16 protein-coding genes are annotated in these 16,389 nt (G+C 66.0%); 8 read left to right on the plus strand and 8 right to left on the minus strand.

All coding sequences use genetic code 11. From position 1 onward, the window contains the following. Positions 1 to 100: 100 nt before the first annotated feature. The gene (gene rpsL / locus AQZ50_RS14485) at positions 101 to 472 is read right to left on the minus strand and encodes a 30S ribosomal protein S12 (protein ID WP_028639302.1); all 372 of its coding nucleotides are present in this window, start codon (positions 470 to 472) and stop codon (positions 101 to 103) included. A 444-nt stretch (positions 473 to 916) separates the two neighbouring features. Between rpsL and AQZ50_RS14490 the strand changes: the two genes are divergently transcribed. Together AQZ50_RS14490 and AQZ50_RS14495 are read left to right on the plus strand one after the other, a co-directional pair. Next, positions 917 to 2,452, plus strand: coding sequence for a glycosyltransferase family protein (locus AQZ50_RS14490; protein WP_067747217.1), 1,536 nt, complete (start codon positions 917 to 919; stop codon positions 2,450 to 2,452). Beyond that, positions 2,449 to 3,027: a hypothetical protein gene (locus tag AQZ50_RS14495; RefSeq protein ID WP_067747220.1), complete on the plus strand. Its 579-nt coding sequence runs from the start codon at positions 2,449 to 2,451 to the stop codon at positions 3,025 to 3,027. The genes AQZ50_RS14490 and AQZ50_RS14495 overlap by 4 nt, the downstream gene beginning before the upstream one ends. Before the next feature lie 3 nt (positions 3,028 to 3,030). On the opposite strand, the gene eat is transcribed toward AQZ50_RS14495, so the two are convergent. From eat to AQZ50_RS14510, 3 genes are read right to left on the minus strand one after another with little or no spacing between them, the layout of a single operon-like run. Further along, a complete protein-coding gene (gene eat / locus AQZ50_RS14500) occupies positions 3,031 to 4,401 on the minus strand; it encodes an ethanolamine permease (protein WP_067747221.1) in 1,371 nt (456 codons plus the stop codon). Beyond that, a complete protein-coding gene (gene eutC, locus AQZ50_RS14505) occupies positions 4,398 to 5,174 on the minus strand; it encodes an ethanolamine ammonia-lyase subunit EutC (RefSeq protein WP_067747223.1) in 777 nt (258 codons plus the stop codon). The genes eat and eutC overlap by 4 nt, the downstream gene beginning before the upstream one ends. Beyond that, positions 5,171 to 6,577, minus strand: a complete 1,407-nt coding sequence (locus AQZ50_RS14510; protein ID WP_067747270.1) for an ethanolamine ammonia-lyase subunit EutB — start codon at positions 6,575 to 6,577, stop codon at positions 5,171 to 5,173. Before AQZ50_RS14510 ends, eutC begins: the two co-directional genes overlap by 4 nt. Before the next feature lie 109 nt (positions 6,578 to 6,686). Between AQZ50_RS14510 and AQZ50_RS14515 the strand changes: the two genes are divergently transcribed. Beyond that, positions 6,687 to 7,550: a kinase gene (locus AQZ50_RS14515; protein WP_231730314.1), complete on the plus strand. Its 864-nt coding sequence runs from the start codon at positions 6,687 to 6,689 to the stop codon at positions 7,548 to 7,550. A gap of 7 nt (positions 7,551 to 7,557) precedes the next feature. Then, entirely contained in the window at positions 7,558 to 7,824 is a 267-nt protein-coding gene (locus tag AQZ50_RS14520; RefSeq protein WP_067747225.1) for a glycine zipper domain-containing protein, read from the plus strand. 25 nt (positions 7,825 to 7,849) lie between these two features. On the opposite strand, the gene AQZ50_RS14525 is transcribed toward AQZ50_RS14520, so the two are convergent. From AQZ50_RS14525 to AQZ50_RS14540, 4 genes are all read right to left on the minus strand, one after another. Then, positions 7,850 to 8,386, minus strand: a complete 537-nt coding sequence (locus AQZ50_RS14525) for a helix-turn-helix domain-containing protein (protein ID WP_067747271.1) — start codon at positions 8,384 to 8,386, stop codon at positions 7,850 to 7,852. Between the two features lie 58 nt (positions 8,387 to 8,444). Then, positions 8,445 to 8,891 (minus strand): hypothetical protein, encoded by a 447-nt coding sequence (locus AQZ50_RS14530; protein ID WP_067747226.1) that lies wholly within the window; start codon positions 8,889 to 8,891, stop codon positions 8,445 to 8,447. Between the two features lie 56 nt (positions 8,892 to 8,947). Continuing rightward, complete coding sequence (locus tag AQZ50_RS21010; RefSeq protein ID WP_231730310.1) at positions 8,948 to 9,358, minus strand: hypothetical protein; 411 nt, start codon at positions 9,356 to 9,358, stop codon at positions 8,948 to 8,950. Positions 9,359 to 9,450: 92 nt separating this feature from the next. Then, the gene (locus AQZ50_RS14540; protein ID WP_082703670.1) at positions 9,451 to 10,068 is read right to left on the minus strand and encodes a helix-turn-helix domain-containing protein; all 618 of its coding nucleotides are present in this window, start codon (positions 10,066 to 10,068) and stop codon (positions 9,451 to 9,453) included. 574 nt (positions 10,069 to 10,642) lie between these two features. Here AQZ50_RS14540 and AQZ50_RS14550 point away from each other — a divergent pair. The 4 genes from AQZ50_RS14550 to AQZ50_RS14565 all read left to right on the plus strand — a co-directional run bounded on the left by AQZ50_RS14550 (position 10,643) and on the right by AQZ50_RS14565 (position 15,956). Continuing rightward, positions 10,643 to 11,047: a hypothetical protein gene (locus AQZ50_RS14550; protein WP_231730312.1), complete on the plus strand. Its 405-nt coding sequence runs from the start codon at positions 10,643 to 10,645 to the stop codon at positions 11,045 to 11,047. A gap of 154 nt (positions 11,048 to 11,201) precedes the next feature. After that, entirely contained in the window at positions 11,202 to 12,911 is a 1,710-nt protein-coding gene (locus tag AQZ50_RS14555) for a type I secretion system permease/ATPase (RefSeq protein ID WP_067747237.1), read from the plus strand. Beyond that, on the plus strand, positions 12,908 to 14,257 hold the full coding sequence (locus tag AQZ50_RS14560; RefSeq protein WP_067747238.1) for an HlyD family type I secretion periplasmic adaptor subunit: 1,350 nt from the start codon (positions 12,908 to 12,910) through the stop codon (positions 14,255 to 14,257). Before AQZ50_RS14555 ends, AQZ50_RS14560 begins: the two co-directional genes overlap by 4 nt. 7 nt (positions 14,258 to 14,264) lie before the next feature. After that, positions 14,265 to 15,956: a TolC family protein gene (locus AQZ50_RS14565; RefSeq protein WP_231730313.1), complete on the plus strand. Its 1,692-nt coding sequence runs from the start codon at positions 14,265 to 14,267 to the stop codon at positions 15,954 to 15,956. Positions 15,957 to 16,389: the final 433 nt, after the last annotated feature.

The raw sequence follows: 16,389 nt of genomic DNA on the forward strand, positions 1-16,389 counted from the left end.
GACTGGGCCGGACCGTTTACGGTCGGCGCATTTTCCGCTGATCACTGGCGGCGCTGCGGGGAGCAAAGCCCTGCGCGCCGGCCCGGATCACTTCGCCGGATCACTTCGGACGCTTGGCGCCGTACTTCGAACGGCTCTGCTTGCGATCCTTGACCCCCTGGGTGTCGAGCACGCCGCGCAGGACGTGATAGCGCACGCCGGGAAGGTCGCGAACGCGGCCGCCACGGATCAGCACGACCGAGTGTTCCTGCAGGTTGTGGCCTTCGCCGGGGATGTACGAAATGACTTCGCGGCTGTTGGTCAGACGGATCTTGGCAACCTTGCGAAGCGCCGAGTTCGGCTTCTTCGGGGTCGTCGTATAGACGCGGGTGCAGACGCCGCGCTTTTGCGGGTTCTGCTCCATCGCAGGGACCTTGCTCTTGGCCTTCTGCGGAACGCGGCCCTTGCGGACCAGCTGGTTGATCGTGGGCATTTTGAAGACTTCACCTTGGCTTTTGGCATCGCGCCACAATGGTGAAGTGCATACCGGGATCGCGTCGGCAAAACAGGCGATCCCTGCCCCGGACAGGGCGGACGCGTGGTGCAGACGCGAGCCGAAAACGCTCCACCCGTGCCGCAGCGCCGGGTTACTTTGACGGATTACCCGCGCCCCGTTTTGGAAGGGCCACGCACGCACCGGCAATGTTCAGCTCGAATTTGTCGGGTCGGGCAGAATCGCGCAGGCGATCCGACCCTCTGCCGAAGCGCCGGCCCTTACGCGTCAGGGGGGGCAAGGTCAAGCGCCGCTTCCGATCGCGCCGATGCCGACGCTGGAGTCTGCGGCGGAGTCTGCGGCGCCCTGATTTCAGGGGGAGGCTACAGCAAGAGACTTGTAGTGCCCCCCGCCCCCCGATATGCGCGACCCTGATGAAAACCGATGGGGGTCGGATTGGGGCGCAGCGAAGACAACGCACAAATACCGGCGCCGACAAGATCGTCTCGCGGCGGGTTGCTTCATGACCGGGCGCTGCTGGCGATCGTGGGCGTGGCGCTGGTTGTCCGCGTTGCCCTCGCCAGCCAGATGACCGTGCTCCACGCCGACGAAGTGTGGCAATATCTCGAACCCGCGTATGGACTGATCACCGGTTCGTGGGTGCGTGCGTGGGAATTTCATGCCGGGATACGCGGCTGGTTCGTGCCGGTGCTGCTGATCCCGCCGCTCGCGCTCGGTCACGCGATCGCGCCCGAGAGCCAGCTTCACATCTATCTCATGCGCGCGATGTTGAGCGTGATTTCGCTGGGCATTCCGATTGCCTGGTACGATCTGGCGCGGCCCTTCGGGCGCCGCCATGCGCTGATTGCGGCGTGGGTGGCGGCGATCTGGTGCGAAGTGTTCTATTTCGGCGTGCGCCCGTCGTCCGAAGCGCTCGGCATGGCGCTGCTGTTTCCGGCCATGGCGCTGGCGCAGCGGCTGCGGCACGATCCCGGTCCGCGCAAGGCTCTGGCACTCGGCCTGCTGCTCGCGCTCGGCTTTGTCGTGCGGTTTCACTACCTGCCGGCGATCGGGCTGATCGCCATCTGGGGCCTTGGCCGCAGTTGGCAGCGCGTCATGCCCGCGCTGGCGCTCGGTTTTTCAGCGGGGATCGCGATCGGCGGGCTGTGCGATCTGATCACCGGCCATGCGCCGCTGGTATGGATCTGGCGCAGTATCGCGTTCAACGTGGTGACCGGCGGCAGCTCGATGTTCGGCACCCAGCCGCCCTGGTGGTTCGCCACGTATCAGATCGAAACCTGGGGATGGGCATCGCTGGCGATCATTCCGCTGATCCTGCTCGGCGCATGGCGTCTGCCGATGCTGCTGCTCATTGCAGCGGCGGTCTATGCCCCGCATTCGCTGATCGCGCACAAGGAATACCGCTTTGTCATCCTTGGCACGACAACGCTGATCCTGCTCGCGGTGATCGGCTCGGTCGAGCTTTGCGCCTTGCTGCGGCGGCGCTGGCCGGACGAACGCATCACGCTCGCGGCGCTTGGCCTTGGCTGGTCCGCGCTGAGCCTCACAGTCGCGTTGTCGCCGGTGTTCATCGAATATTGGACTCAGGGGGATGAGGCGTTCAGCACGTTGGTGATTGCCGGCGAGCAGCCCGGGCTCTGCGGTATCGCACTGTATGAACAGCCCAATCACCCGGCCTTGGCGATGAGTCTGTTCAACCGCAACGTCCCCGCCCTGCTGTTCGACGGCCCCGAAGCGCCGGACGAAGCGCGCGCCATGGTCGATCGCTACAATGTCGCGATCGCCTCGCAGCTTCACGGCGCCGCGCTGCCGCGAGGATTCCATCTCGTCACCTGCTGGCACCAACAGAAGTTCCCGATCGAGGACCGCCAGCAATGCCTCTTTGTCCGCAGCGGCGGCTGCCATGGCAGCGCGGGCGATTTTTCGTATCAACCGGCCATGGAAAGGCGCGGCAAGTGATCCGGCACGCCCCCGCCCTGATCGGCCTGCTGGCGCTCGCCGGGTGTACCCAGGCGCCGCCGCCGCCGTCGCCGCCATGCGCTGTCGGCACGAGCCTCCCGACAGCCGGGCTCGCGCGCGGCATTCCGGTCGAGGACACCCCCGGCGGCCATTGCCTCGCCGATCGGGCCGAGGCGGGCGATAACGACGCGGCGCTGCGCCTTGGCGATTTCTATCGGGAATTGCCGGGAATCTTGCCGCTGATCGACCGCAAGGGCCACGAACTGCACTGGTATCGCCTCGCCGGAGACCGCGGCTCTGCGCTCGGTGGCTGGCGCGCCGCGCTGTTGATCGACAACGATCGCGACCGGCAAGTGCCCAACGACGCGCTGGCCTATGTCATCGCCGCGCTCAAGGCCGGGATTCCCGAAGCGGGCGATTATCTGGTCGATCAATGGCAGGACGGACGGATCGACCCCGGCAAGCTGTGGAGCTTGCGCCGCTGGCTCAACCAGCCCGGCGCGCTGCCCGCCGATCAGCGCGCAGAAATCATCGCCGGGCTCAACGCCCCGACCGATGAACTCGAATACGAATAGGCCTCAGGCCGCCTGCCCAATCGCAAACCCGAGATCGCGGCGGCGCAGGACCATCGCCCCGCCGACCAGCAGGCCCATCAGCCCGGCAAAGATCGTCGCGATTTCCCGATTGTTCCACACCATCATGATCAGCGCGACGACCGCCATGATCAGTGCAAAGCCCGGCGCAAACGGGAACAGCGGCGCGCGGAACGGCCGCGCCAGACCGGGCTCGATCGTGCGCAACCGGAACAGCGAAGCCATCGCCATGATATACATGGTCAGCGCGCCGAGCGCCGACAGCGTCACCACACTGGCCGTCAGCGACTGGCCCGCGATATGCACGACATTGTCCGACCAGATCGTCGCCACGCCGACCACACCACCGGCAATCGTCGCCATGTCGGGGGTGCGGAAACGCGGATGCAGCCGGGCCAGCCCGCGCGGAAGGAAACCGGCACGGGCCAGGGCAAAGATCTGTCGCGCATAGCCCATGATGATGCCGTGAAACGACGCCACCAGCCCGAACAGGCCGAGCCAGACCAGCATGTGCAGCCAGCCGCTCGACGCCCCGACGCTGCGCTTCATCGCCTGTGGCAGGGGATCGTTGATATTGGCGATCTGCGTCCAGTCGCCCGATCCACCGGCCAGCAGCATGACTCCGAAAGCCAGCGCGACGAGCGTGAGAATCCCGGCGATATAGGCGCGCGGGATCGTGCGGCGCGGATCGCGCGCTTCTTCGGCGGCCATCGCCACGCCTTCGATGGCCAGGAAAAACCAGATCGCGAACGGCAGCGCGGCAAAGATCCCGCCAATCGCCGCCGGGCTGAACCGGTCATGCCCCGCCCAGCCGCCGACCACGAAATTCGACCAGTGAAACGACGGCGCGACCACTCCCATGAACACGAGCAGTTCGCCCACCGCCAACAGCGTGACAAACAGCTCGAACGTCGCCGCGACATGCACGCCGACGATATTGAGCGCGACGAACACGATATAGGCGAGCGTGGCCGCATGGACCGGATCGAACCCGGGAAACTGCACTTTCAGATAGGCGCCGATCGCCAGCGCGATGGCGGGCGGCGCAAACACGAATTCGACCAGCGTGGCGAAACCGGCGATTGCCCCGCCCAGCGGCCCGAACGCACGGCTGGCATAGGCAAACGGCCCCCCGGCATGGGGAATCGCAGTGGTCAGCTCGGTAAACGAGAAAATGAACGCGACATACATCGCCGCGACCATGACCGTCGCGACCAGAAAACCGAGCGTGCCCGCGCTGGCCCAGCCATAGCTCCAGCCGAAATATTCGCCCGAAATGACCAGCCCCACGGCAATGCCCCAGAGGTGAAACACGCTGAGGCGCTGTGACAGGCCATGCGACTGGGGATCGGTCATGCGGGGGTTTCCGGGATCAGGGTGGGTTGGATAGGCAGCGCTTCGGCATCGTCTTTCAGTTCGACGCCCGACAGGCCCCGCCGCAACGCCTCGCGCAAGAGACGGGCCAGCGTCGCGGCGGCCCGCACCGGGGTCAGCCCGCCGCGTCCATGGATATTGGAAATGCAATTGCGCTCGCTGTCGGCGCGCCCGACGCGCGGGGCATACGTCATGTAAATGCCCAGGCTGTCGGCCACACTCAGCCCCGGCCGCTCGCCGATCACCATGATCACCACGCGCGCGCCGAGCGCTTCGCCGATGGCATCGCCCAGCGCCACGCGCGCGCCGGTGGCAATCACCACCGGGGCCAGCGACAGGCCGTTCAACTCGGCCACGAGCGCGCGCACCAGTGCCGCCGCGCCCGCCTGCACCCCGGTCGCCGACAGCCCCTCGCCGATGACAATCGCCACATCATGGACGGCTTTTGCCCCGGCCAACCGTTCCGCGCTTTCGGTGGCGAGCCGTCGGCCAAGATCGGGGCGCCGCAGATAGGTCGCGCGATCGCCCGCCGCGCTTGCCACCGTGATCGTCGGCAAAGGCGCCAGCTCTGCGGCAAGCGCGGCGGCGTCAAACGGGGCATGGACGGCATCGCGCGCGCGCGCATGATCGAGCTGAAACGCCAGAACCGCGCCGAGCGGCGGCGCATGCCCCACCCGCCCCAGCGCGATCCGCGCGGGCGTTGCCGCGCGCAACCGGTCCCACAGGGCAGCGGGCGTCGGCAGATCGTCGCTCATGCCGCAATCCCCGTACCGTTCAGCCGGTGGACCAGCCCCGCCGCGCCATCGGCCAATGCGCGGATCGAGCCATCGGGCGCGATCAGGCCCATCGCATCGAGCCAGCCCTCGAATTCAGGCGCGGCGCGCACCCCGAGCATCGCCCGCAAGGCCAGCGCATCGTGATACGACAGGCTCTGATAGCTGAGCATGACGTCATCGTTGCCCGGCACGCAGATCAGGAAACTGCACCCCGCGACCGTCAGCAAGGTCATCAGCGTATCCATGTCGTCCTGATCGGCCTCGGCGTGATTGGTATAGCAGGCATCGCACCCCATCGGCAGGCCGAGCAGCTTGCCGCAGAAGTGGTCTTCCAGCGCGGCGCGGATGATCTCCTTGCCGTCATAGAGATATTCCGGGCCGATAAAGCCGACCACGGTATTGACCAGCAAGGGATCGAACGCGCGCGCCACGCCATAGGCGCGCGCTTCCATCGTCTGCTGATCGATCCCGTGATGCGCATCGGCCGACAGCGCCGCGCCCTGCCCGGTTTCGAAATACATCACGTTCTGCCCGACCGTGCCGCGCCCGAGCGACAACGCCGCGTCGTGCGCCGCGCGCAGGACGGCAAGGTCTATGCCGAAACCGCGATTGGCCGCCTCGCTGCCCGCGATCGACTGAAACACCAGATCGACCGGAGCGCCGCGCGCGATGATTTCCAGGCTGTTGGTGACATGGGTCAGCACGCACGTCTGCGTCGGGATGGCATAGCGTTCGCGCAGATCGTCGAGCATGGCGATCAGCCGCAGTGCACCCGGCACGCTGTCGGTCGCGGGATTGATCCCGATCACCGCATCGCCGACGCCATGGATCAATCCGTCGAGCACGGCAGCGGCAATCCCGCGCGGATCGTCGGCGGGATGATTGGGCTGAAGCCGGGTCGACAGCCGCCCGGCCAGGCCGATGGTGTTGCGAAACGCGGTCACCACCCGGACTTTCTGCGCGACGATGATCAGATCCTGATTGCGCATCAGCTTCGACACCGCCGCGACCATTTCCGGAATCAGCCCGGGCGCGACTTGTGCCAGCGCCACGCTGTCGGTTTCGGGTCGCAGCAACCAGTCGCGCAAATCGCCCACGGTCATCGCCGACAGCGGGGCAAAGGCGATGGCATCGTGGCTGTCGATAATCAGCCGGGTAACTTCGTCGCTTTCATAAGGGACAAGCGCGACATCGAGGAAATGGCGCAGCGGCAAGTCGGCCAGGACCGCGCGCGCGGCAACCCGCTGCGCGGCGCTGTCGGCAGCAAGCCCGGCAAGGGCATCGCCCGACCGCGTGGGCGTGGCACAGGCCATGACGTGCGCAAGACTGCCGAAGCGGTGGCGCTCGCCGCCAAAGTCGCAATGGTACGCCCCACCCATCATGATCGATCCCCGGTTCCTTTCGCTGCCCTTGAAGCACAGCCTGAGCCCGGAGGCGATTCCCTTGCAAGTCGCTTGCGCCATGGCGCATGCCGGGCCAGACCCGCCCATCATGTCAGCCAGCCCCGATCCCGCCGCGCTCGATGCGCTCCATGCTCTGGCCCGTCGCGCGCTGTGCGGGAGGCATGACCGGCTGACCGTGCTCGGCCTGTCGGGGGCGCAAGGCTCGGGCAAGTCGACCCTTGCCGCAGCGCTGCGGCAGCGGCTGGACGCCGAAGGCGTGCCTACGGCGATCCTGTCGCTCGACGATCTCTATCTGACGCGGGCCGATCGGCTGCGGCTCGGCGCGGAGGTTCACCCGCTGCTGGCCACGCGCGGCGTACCGGGCACACACGACGTCGCGCTCGGGCTGGCCACGATTGCCGCGCTCGAACGCGGCGAACCCTCGCTGCTGCCCCGCTTCGACAAAGCGCGCGACGACCGCCGCGCGCCGACCGAGGCCGACCGGGCCCCGGCGCGGACCCGCCTGCTGGTATTTGAAGGATGGTGTATCGGCGCACGACCGCAGACCGAGGCTGCCCTTGCCGAACCGGTGAACGCGCTCGAAGCCGAAGAAGACCGCGCGGGCGTCTGGCGCCACACGGTCAATGCGGCACTGGCTGGTCCTTATGCGGCGCTCTGGGCGCGGATCGATGCGCTTGCCATGCTGCGCGCGCCCGATTTCGCGACGATCGTCGGCTGGCGACAGCAACAGGAACGGGCACTGCGCAAGGACGTCGGCGATTGTCCGGGCCTGGCGGGCCCGGGGGTGATGACCGATGCCGCCGTCATCCGCTTTGTCGCGCATTACGAACGGATCACCCGGCACTTGCTTGCGGATCTGCCCGGTCGGGCCGATTGTATCATCGACCTCGCCCCAGACCGGCACGTCACGCGTATCGCGATGGCTCCCGATTCCGGGCCGCCCATGGAGTAGACCCAGCATGTCCAGTGCCCGCCACCCCTTCGCCACCCTCGCGCTTGCCGCAGGCCTCGTCGCTGTCACGATGCCTGCTGCCGAGGCGCATTCCTGCCGACGGCTCAACAAGACGCAAGGCGCGATCGTCGGCGGCACCGGCGGCGCCGTGCTGGGCGCGGTGCTGACCGGCGGCGTCACCGGGGCCGTGATCGGCGCGGCGGCCGGCGGGATTGCCGGCCATGAAATCGCGCGCAAAAAACACCACAAGTGCTATCGCGCCATATCCCGCTGAGCCCCCAAGATCGCTCCAAACCGCCTTATTGCGCCGCCTCGTCAAGCTGGCCGTGATCAGGGACATCCCCGACCGCATCGGCCAGCGAAACAAGCAGCGTATCGGCCATCGTGCCCAGAAACGCTTCCATCACGCCGTGGCCGCGCGGGCTCAATTTGACAAACGTCCGGCGTCCGTCGCGACCGTCTTCCTCTCGCTCGACCATCCCGCGCATTTCCAGGATACGCAGCCAGCGCAAGGCGGTGGTCGGCGGGACATGCGCGCCGATGCAGGCGCTGGTGGTCGGAACGCGCCGGTTTTCGCGCGCCGCAACATAGAGGTCGAGCAGGATGTCCCAGGTCGGCTCGCCAAACAGATCGGCGCTCAGATAGCGGGCGCGCCGCCGCCTGCCGGAATAGAATTCGCGGGCCAGCGTCAGCGCCAGCCGCTGACGCCGGGCAAGCGAGGCTTCATCACCGGCAACTTGCGGGTACGACGCCATCGGCGCAGCGCGCAGCGCGCGTTCGACTTTGCCGGGCCGCCCCGAGCCGGTGCCGCGCGGCGGATTGGAGCGAACCGTCATGCCGTCCTCCCCCGCCCGTTCGCAGCCCGACATTTCCCAGACCGACATGGCGCGGCGATCAGGCCGGACGCCAGGCCGCATAGCGACCGATGCGCCGTTGCCGCGCGGCATGGGCATACGTGCCGATGATCAGCACGACCAGTTGCATGAACGCGGGCACCTGAGTCATGACCCAATAGCTGCGCCGCGCCTCGTCGATTTCGAACAGCTTGGCGAAATGCGCGATAACGACGATCAGTTGCGTTGCGCTGCTCCACAAGGGCCAGCCGCGATTGGCCTTCAATGCGACCCATGTCAGCGTCAGAAACGCCCACATGTCGATCACGAAGTGACCGGGATTGACCTCGAACCATGTCGGGTCTCCGAAAATCAGATGATTGGCGATATCGAACACGGTTATCGCCACAAGGATAATCGCGACCACCCGCTCCGGCTCATCACCCTTGCGGGCGGCGAACAGAAACGAGAGGCATAACAGGAGCCAGGAAAGCGAGAAGAACAGCATGGCAGTCTATCGCAGCCCCAGACCGAATGTCTGAAATCCCGGCTCCTGCATCGCGATCACGCGGCGCGCGACAGCAGAACTGCGTCGTCAGACACAAATGCCTGGTCGCCTCCTTCGGCGGCCGGATCGGCCAGCCCGAATGCAGGGGACGGGCAGGAATCGGTACCCACCGCAAATTCCACCGCGATGTCGCTGAGCTTCCCATGCACGCGGGCCAGTTCCCCGCCGGCATTGAGCATCGCCTGCTGGCTGCGGACGAGCCGCATCAACGCGTCCTGCCCGACGAACGGCGCAACCCCGGTTTCACGGCGTGCGTGAACCATGGTCGAAAGCAACCGGGCCTGGCGCAGCAACGCTTCGTCGAGCGCGGCTTCGGCATGCATGAGATCGCGGCTGATGCGTTGCTGGGCAACGTTGGTCGTCATCGGATCGGATTTCCGGGCATTGGTCATTTGAACATTGGTCATCATGTCGAGCCTCCCGCCGGAGCCCCCCCGGGCACCGGCCACTTCTGAACAGGGAGACGCATGAACGGCGCGTGGTGGCACCCCAATATGGTTCAGCTGTCGAGCATGTGAGCAAGTTCCGAATATATCGCCAGCCCACCCAGAATCATCAGGGTGAGAAAGACTGTGATCATCGCAACCGCCCCCAGCCGCAACAAAGTGCCGCCCCGACCGTCAAACGCCTCGGGAAGGACGTGATAGTATGCCTGAACTGCGTCGCTCGGCAGGAGATCCACCATCTTGCGTGGCGATGATCCCGTCCTTTCCGGATCTGCCGGTCGACCCTCTGGAGCATGTCCATCAGCCGCTTCCTGCGGACCCTGCTGCACGGTTTTCGGGCGTTCGGCGATGTCTGACGACCCGTATACGGATCGATGATATATCTCCGGAACGGATATGTTGCCCTGTTCGACCAGCAATTGGCGATAGGCCAGGGCCACTTCGCTGCGCGTCGCCACCTGCAGCTTGCCCCGCGCCAGCATGATCCGCTGATCAACCGTATGCGGAGAGATTCCGAGCATCCGGGAAATCTCTTTAGACGTCTTATGTTGTATAAGAAGATCAAGCACTTGGCATTGCTTGCTGGTCAATCCCCGCAAAGGGTCGCCAACACTGTGATCGGATGATCTGATCAACTCCCAGCCCCCTGTCACGCTCCTCGCAAGCCGCATCCCGTCCCCTGAACGCAGCCCCGCCTCATCACTGAACTATCAGTATCTAACCCTAGTATGTTCACCTAGCATTAAACTGAAACCAATGGCAAAAGTTCGTGACGTAACAAAACTTTGCCCTGAGCCGCAGCGCCGCGAATCACGAGCCCCAACGCAATCGCTTGCCTGAAACGTCCCGCCCCCTGCCCGCCCACACGACCAATGTCGCAACCAAGGATGGGAAGCTTCCCCAAATCGCAGGCGTCGGCAACCTGAATCACGCTCATGCAGGAACAAGGATCGGCGCCGCTCTGGACGAGCGCCACATGCCGAGACGATGATCGAGGTGTTGGAACAAATCGTCGGCGGCGATCGCGGTGATCTCGCAATCGATTGCTCGCAGTTCCTCGCCCGCACGGGCGCCTTTTCGCGCAATCGCGCTGCGGACGGCTCGCTGAAGCGCATCACCCCCGCGCGAACGAAAAATCACCCCACTGATCCGCGCGCCGCCTGCGCAGTGCTCCGCTAAGGATGGTTACGTAACCGGGCGTTACCGGATTGCCGCGCCGCTGCAATCGCGGCAACCCTCTGCCCCATGGCCATGTCAAACGCCGAGCGGCAACGCCGATACCGCCAGAAACTGAAAGCCCGCGCATCGGGCGATGCACTGGGTGACCGCGTGCGTGATGCGGTCGAACGCGCGATCGATGCGCTTTGGGCCTTTCACGAACGACCCGCGCCCGGCGGCATACGCTGGTCCGATATCGATGGTTGCACGTCGCTGGAGATCTATCGCGCCGAGTTGCAACGCAGCCCCGACAACCTGCTTCAGGCCTGTCGCGCCTTCATGCCCGAATGCGAAGGGCTGACCGATGCCGAAATCCGCGCCATTCGCGCGATTATCGAGATTGCCGATGCGCTTCGGCTGACTCACGCCGCGACCCTGGGCGAACTTGTAAAGATGCCGCCGCCAAGACCGACCCCCGACATCGCCGCGTAAATGCCCGGCGAGAGCCGTTCGTGTCGCATTCCTATTGGGTCACTTCGGTTCCAACTTCGCCTGATTGCCCGGTTCATTCTGCCACATTGCCGACGTCCGGACGCTCAGACCGATCGTTCGGGCAAACGCCGTTGCAACAAGGTTGGGCCAGAGTGTGGATCGTCAAATCCTGACACTATTCCTTCATCGCTATCGCGGTCCGCTCGCGCTGGTGGCGATGGCCAGTGTCTTCATCAACGTGCTGGTCTTTGCCGGATCGGCCTACATGATGCTGGTCTATGATTCCGTCCTGCCCAGCCGCAGCGTGCCGACGCTCGTCGGGCTGTTCGGCATGCTCGCGCTGGTCTACCTGTTTCAGGCGCTGTTCGAGGCGATCCGCAGCGAAGCGCTGCTGGGGCTGGCCAACGGCGTACACGACGATCTGTTCGATGCGGTACACCATGCCACGGTCACGCGGCCCCTGCGAACGGGGCCCGATCGCGGCGATGGACTGCAATTCATCCGCGATCTCGATGCGATTCACGCCTTCCTCGCCGGATCGGGGCCGGTCGCGCTGATCGATTTGCCGTGGGTCATGCTGTTCATGGCGGTGCTGTTTGCGCTGCACTGGTGGCTGGGGCTGACCGCGCTGGCCGGTACATTGGTCATGGCCGGGCTGACGCTGTGGTCCAATCGCCGCACGCAGGCGGGATCGCGCGAACTCGCCACGATCACCGGGCAACGCGCGGCGGCGGCGGCGACAGAAATCCGCTTTGGCGAATCGGCGCTGGCGATGGGCATGCAACACCGGCTGGTGCGCCGCACGCTGGCCTGGGAAGACCGCTTCATCGCCGCGCAATCCTATCTCGCACGCACCGTCGCGCGGCTCGGCGGCGCCAGCCGGACCTTCCGCATGATGCTGCAATCGCTGATCCTGACGGTCGGCGCGCTGCTGGTGATCGATGGGCAGGCGACCGGCGGGGTGATCCTTGCCTCGTCGATCCTGTCGGGGCGCGCGCTGGCTCCGGTCGACATGGCCATTGCCAACTGGCGCTCGCTGGTCGCGGCGCGCGCGGGCTGGGTCCGCGTGATCGCCGGGATTGCCACCTGGCGCAAGCCACCGCCGCGCAGCGTGCTGCTCGATCCGCCGAGCGGCGAAGTGTCCTTGCGCGATCTGTGGGTCGCCCCGCCCGGCGCGTCGCGCTTTGCCGTCCAGGGGGTCAGCCTGACTCTGGCCGCCGGTCAGGTTCTGGCGCTGGTCGGGCCGAGCGCGGCGGGCAAATCGAGCCTGGTGCGTGCGATGCTCGGCATCTGGGCGCCCGCTCGCGGCGAAGTCCGGCTCGACGGCGCGACGCTCGATCAATGGGATGCCGATACGATCGGTCGCCATTTCGGCTATGTCCCGCAAACGGTTGACCTGATCGACGGAACGATCGGCGAAAACATCGCCCGTTTCGACCCGGAGGCCGGGTCCGACGCGGTCATCGCCGCCGCGCGCGCCGCCGGGATGCACGAAACGATCCTCGCCCTGCCCGACGGCTATGACACGCACGTTTCGGCGGGGGCCGGGGAACTTTCCGCCGGTCAGCGACAACGGATCGGCCTTGCCCGCGCGCTCTATGGCGATCCGTTCCTGCTCGTGCTCGACGAGGCCAATTCCAATCTCGATGCGACCGGCGATGCCGCGCTGGCCGATGCGATCCGCGCCGTGCAGCGCCGGGGCGGGATCGTCGTGATGATCACGCACCGCCCGGCGACGCTGGGGCCGGCAACGCATCTGGCGGTCATGCAAAGCGGCCGCCTCGTCGATTTTGGCGAACGCGACAGCGTGCTGCAACGGATACAGGGGAACGAGACAATGCCCCCGCGCGAGGTGGCGGCATGAACGCCCCGCTTTCCCCGGACGACGCGCATGCGCTGATGCCCGCCCTGTGGCGCGGCGATCAGCCGCCCGCGGCCTCGTCGCCCCATGCGCTGCACCGGCTGTTTCTGGCCATTGCCGCGCTCGTGCTCATGCTCATCGTCATGGCAGCGACCGTGCCGATCGGCGGCGCGGTGATCGGCGCCGGGCAAGTCGTGGTGCCATCGCAGGTCAAGCGGATTGCCCACCCGACCGGCGGGGTAATCGGCGAAATCCTGGTCGCCAATGGGCAGCATGTCGATGCCGGGCAAGTGCTGCTGCGGCTCGACGACCGGGTGACCGGCGCCGACGCGCGGTTTGCCGATCTGACCGTCGAACAGCTCCTTGCGCAAAAGGCGCGGCTTGAGGCCGAGCGGCTGGGCCAGCCGACCATCGCCTTTCCGCCCGAACTGACCGGCGCGCAAAGCGCCAGCGCGACCAGGGCGATGACCGACGAGAGCCACTTGTTCGCGCTGCGCCGTACCGAAGAAGCCGAAATGAAAGCACAGCTATCGGCCCGCATCGCGCAAGACAATCAGGAAATTCGCGGGTTTGAGGCACAGATCGCCGCCTTGCGCGAACAACGCGCGCTGATCGAGCGCGAACGGCAAGGCGTGCGCGAACTGTGGGATCGGCAATTGGTCACGATCAGCCGGATGAACCAGCTCGATCGCACGATGGCCGACATGGGCGGCTCGATCGGCTCGCTCGAAGCGCAGATCGCCCAGACCCGCGCCAAGATCACCGAGGCGCACGAACAGGCGATCCAGCTTGGCCAGACGCGCCGGGTCGAGGCGGGCAACGACCTCAATCAGATCAACACCACGCTCAATCAGCAACAGATGCGCCGCGTTTCGGCAAACGACAGCCGCGACCGCAGCGCGATCCGCGCGCCTTATGCCGGGACTGTCGAAAAGATCGCCTTTGCCGCCGTGGGCGACGTGATCCGTCCGGCCGAACCGATCATGGAAATCGTCCCCGACCATGACGCCATGGAAGTCGAAGCGATGATCAGCCCGGCCGACATCGACCATGTGCGCCCCGGTGAAGAAGCCCGCGTGCGCTTTTCCAGCTTCAACCGCGCCGCCACTCCGGAATTGATCGGCAAAGTCACCTATGTCGCAACCGACCGCACCGAAAACGCCGAAGCCAGACAGGCCTATTATCTGGTGCGCATCGCGCTCGATGAGGCCGTCGTGGCGCGCGAGCACCTCACGCTGAAAAGCGGCATGCCCGCCGAAGTGCATATCGCCAGCGGCAGCCGCACGCTCATGTCCTATCTGATGAAGCCGCTGCGCGATCAATTCGCCCGCGCCTTTCGCGACAATTGAGGCGATGATGCGCTTTCCAACATGGCCCTCGACGCTTGCGCTGCTGCTGGTCGGCGTCGCTGTGCCGCAGACACCGGTACTCGCGGCGGCGCCCGCGCTGGTCGGACCGGTCGATAGCGCCCCCCTGCGCGAAGACGATGCGCGCGATGACGAAGACGCGCGCAACGATCAGGCCAGCCCCCGCGTGCATCTGGCCGCCGATCTGCCGCCCGAAACCCCCGCCGCGATCCGTACCGCTGCCACGTCCGACGCGGCGGTGGGCGACTGGAAGCTGGCGCTGGCGCTGGCCTATTGGACCTCGCCCGCGATCCTGGCGCAACGCGCGCTGGTCAAAAGCTATGACTATCGCATTCCCGAGGCGCGCGCCGCTTATGGCCTGCAACTCGATTATCAGCTGATGCAGGGGTGGCAACGCGACCGCAACGATCCGACCGCGCTGCAACGCCAGCTCGGCCAGATCACCCCGATGACCAGTTGGGGTTTCAGCAATTCGGCGATGGCCGTGCTGACCATGCCGCTGTTCACCTTTGGCCGCAACGCCTCTGCCGAACGCAGCGCGGCGGCGCAGCGCGCCTATCAGAAACAGGTTTTGCGTTCGACCGAGCAAGGCGCCTTCTATGACGCGGTCGCGGCTTATGCCGGGCTGATCCGCGACCGCGCGGGCGTGGCGATCGCGCGTGATAACCTGACCGCGCTCGATCAGGAATTGCAGGGCAACCAGATCCGGCTCAAGGCGCACGAGATTACCGTAACCGACCTCGAACTGGTCAAGACCCGCGTCGAGGAAGCCCACGCGCAGCTCTATGCCGCCGAGGCCGCCGCCGCGAGCAGCGAAGCGGCGTTCGTGCAAAAGATCGGCGCCCGCGCCGATGCGACGCTTGCCCCGCCCCCGCCGCTGCCCATGCCGGTGCGCACGCTCGAAGACGCTTATGCCTACGCCGAAGCGCACAGCCCGGTGATCCTCGCCGCGCACGAACGCGAACGCGTGTCGCGCGCAGGCGTCGATGCGGCCAGGGCCAATCTCTTGCCGCGCGTCGATTTCCGCGCGCAGGCGCTCTATGCCAGCCAGAGCCCTTATGACAATTATGCCCGCTATAACGAGGAAATCGCCAGCGTCGTGGTCAGCGGTCCGATCTTTGAAAGCGGATTGCGCCGCACGCAGATCGCCGACGCGGTCGCCGCCAACGATTCCGACTGGCGCCTGATCGACGGCGCCAGCCGCGACACCCGCGCCGCAATCGCCGCCGCCTGGAACGACTGGCTCGCCCAGAATGCCGCCGCCACGCGCTATGCCAATGCCGCAACCGCCGCACAAAAAGCCTATGACGGCGCGCTGATCCAGGAACGCGAAGGCCAGATCACCACGTTCGACGTGCTGCAAATGGCGCTCGAAGTGCTGACCGTGCGCAGCAGCGCCAACACCGCCCAGTCCGCCGCCATCAGCGACGTCGCCCGCATCATGGCGCTGATCGGCGCGCTCGAACCCGGCGCCGTGCTCCCCGGCGAACCCCGCTACGACGACAATCGCCATTTCGACAAAGTCCGCCACCGCGACGACCTCCCCCTGATCACTCCGATGCTCCGCGCCCTCGACAGCGTCCCCCTGCCGCCTGCCCACACCCGCCCAAACCGCGACCCCGCCGAAGCCACCGCCATCCCCGCAGCGACCTTCACCGACACCCTGCCACGCACCCCCTAGCGGTCCGATTCTGACATTTGCGGCCGAGCTATCCGGATGGCGGGATGCAAATGTCAAAAACAATCCACTAGGCAATGCCCCCGCACGATCTGCCGGTCGCCATACAAGAGGCCACGGCCACCCGCGCCAACCCCACGAACGGGGGCAAGACTCGAGAAGGACGATCGTTGCAAAGCAGTTCGGCTGGACCGGGGAAATTGCCACTGCTCACCATTGTGAAACGACTGGCATTGGGCCGATTGCGGATCGGCAGGCTCCCGACAATCAACTCGGATAGCAGCCGGTCCTGACTACAGCACGGCGGTGTCGGGTATCGACCATTATATGAACGTCCTGCCGACATCAGCCGAACGGGCGCTTCGCGGTAATGCCCATCGCGTCCGGCTCCTCGATGATCGAACATTCCCATGCGCCCGAAGCCTTGCGTCTTATA

Origin of the sequence: Novosphingobium sp. Fuku2-ISO-50, from assembly GCF_001519055.1 — a bacterium.
Classification (GTDB): domain Bacteria; phylum Pseudomonadota; class Alphaproteobacteria; order Sphingomonadales; family Sphingomonadaceae; genus Novosphingobium.

Excerpts from the sequence above, each read along its gene's own strand:
- AQZ50_RS14550 (WP_231730312.1), top strand. The coding sequence starts at position 10,643 with ATGGCCATGTCAAACGCCGAGCGGCAACGCCGATACCGCCAGAAACTG.
- rpsL (WP_028639302.1), bottom strand. The coding sequence starts at position 472 with ATGCCCACGATCAACCAGCTGGTCCGCAAGGGCCGCGTTCCGCAGAAG.
- AQZ50_RS14515 (WP_231730314.1), top strand. The coding sequence starts at position 6,687 with ATGTCAGCCAGCCCCGATCCCGCCGCGCTCGATGCGCTCCATGCTCTG.
- eat (WP_067747221.1), bottom strand. The coding sequence starts at position 4,401 with ATGACCGATCCCCAGTCGCATGGCCTGTCACAGCGCCTCAGCGTGTTT.
- AQZ50_RS14510 (WP_067747270.1), bottom strand. The coding sequence starts at position 6,577 with ATGATGGGTGGGGCGTACCATTGCGACTTTGGCGGCGAGCGCCACCGC.
- eutC (WP_067747223.1), bottom strand. The coding sequence starts at position 5,174 with ATGAGCGACGATCTGCCGACGCCCGCTGCCCTGTGGGACCGGTTGCGC.
- AQZ50_RS14490 (WP_067747217.1), top strand. The coding sequence starts at position 917 with ATGGGGGTCGGATTGGGGCGCAGCGAAGACAACGCACAAATACCGGCG.
- AQZ50_RS14525 (WP_067747271.1), bottom strand. The coding sequence starts at position 8,386 with ATGACGGTTCGCTCCAATCCGCCGCGCGGCACCGGCTCGGGGCGGCCC.
- AQZ50_RS14565 (WP_231730313.1), top strand. The coding sequence starts at position 14,265 with ATGCGCTTTCCAACATGGCCCTCGACGCTTGCGCTGCTGCTGGTCGGC.
- AQZ50_RS14520 (WP_067747225.1), top strand. The coding sequence starts at position 7,558 with ATGTCCAGTGCCCGCCACCCCTTCGCCACCCTCGCGCTTGCCGCAGGC.
- AQZ50_RS21010 (WP_231730310.1), bottom strand. The coding sequence starts at position 9,358 with ATGACCAATGTTCAAATGACCAATGCCCGGAAATCCGATCCGATGACG.
- AQZ50_RS14540 (WP_082703670.1), bottom strand. The coding sequence starts at position 10,068 with ATGCGGCTTGCGAGGAGCGTGACAGGGGGCTGGGAGTTGATCAGATCA.
- AQZ50_RS14560 (WP_067747238.1), top strand. The coding sequence starts at position 12,908 with ATGAACGCCCCGCTTTCCCCGGACGACGCGCATGCGCTGATGCCCGCC.
- AQZ50_RS14530 (WP_067747226.1), bottom strand. The coding sequence starts at position 8,891 with ATGCTGTTCTTCTCGCTTTCCTGGCTCCTGTTATGCCTCTCGTTTCTG.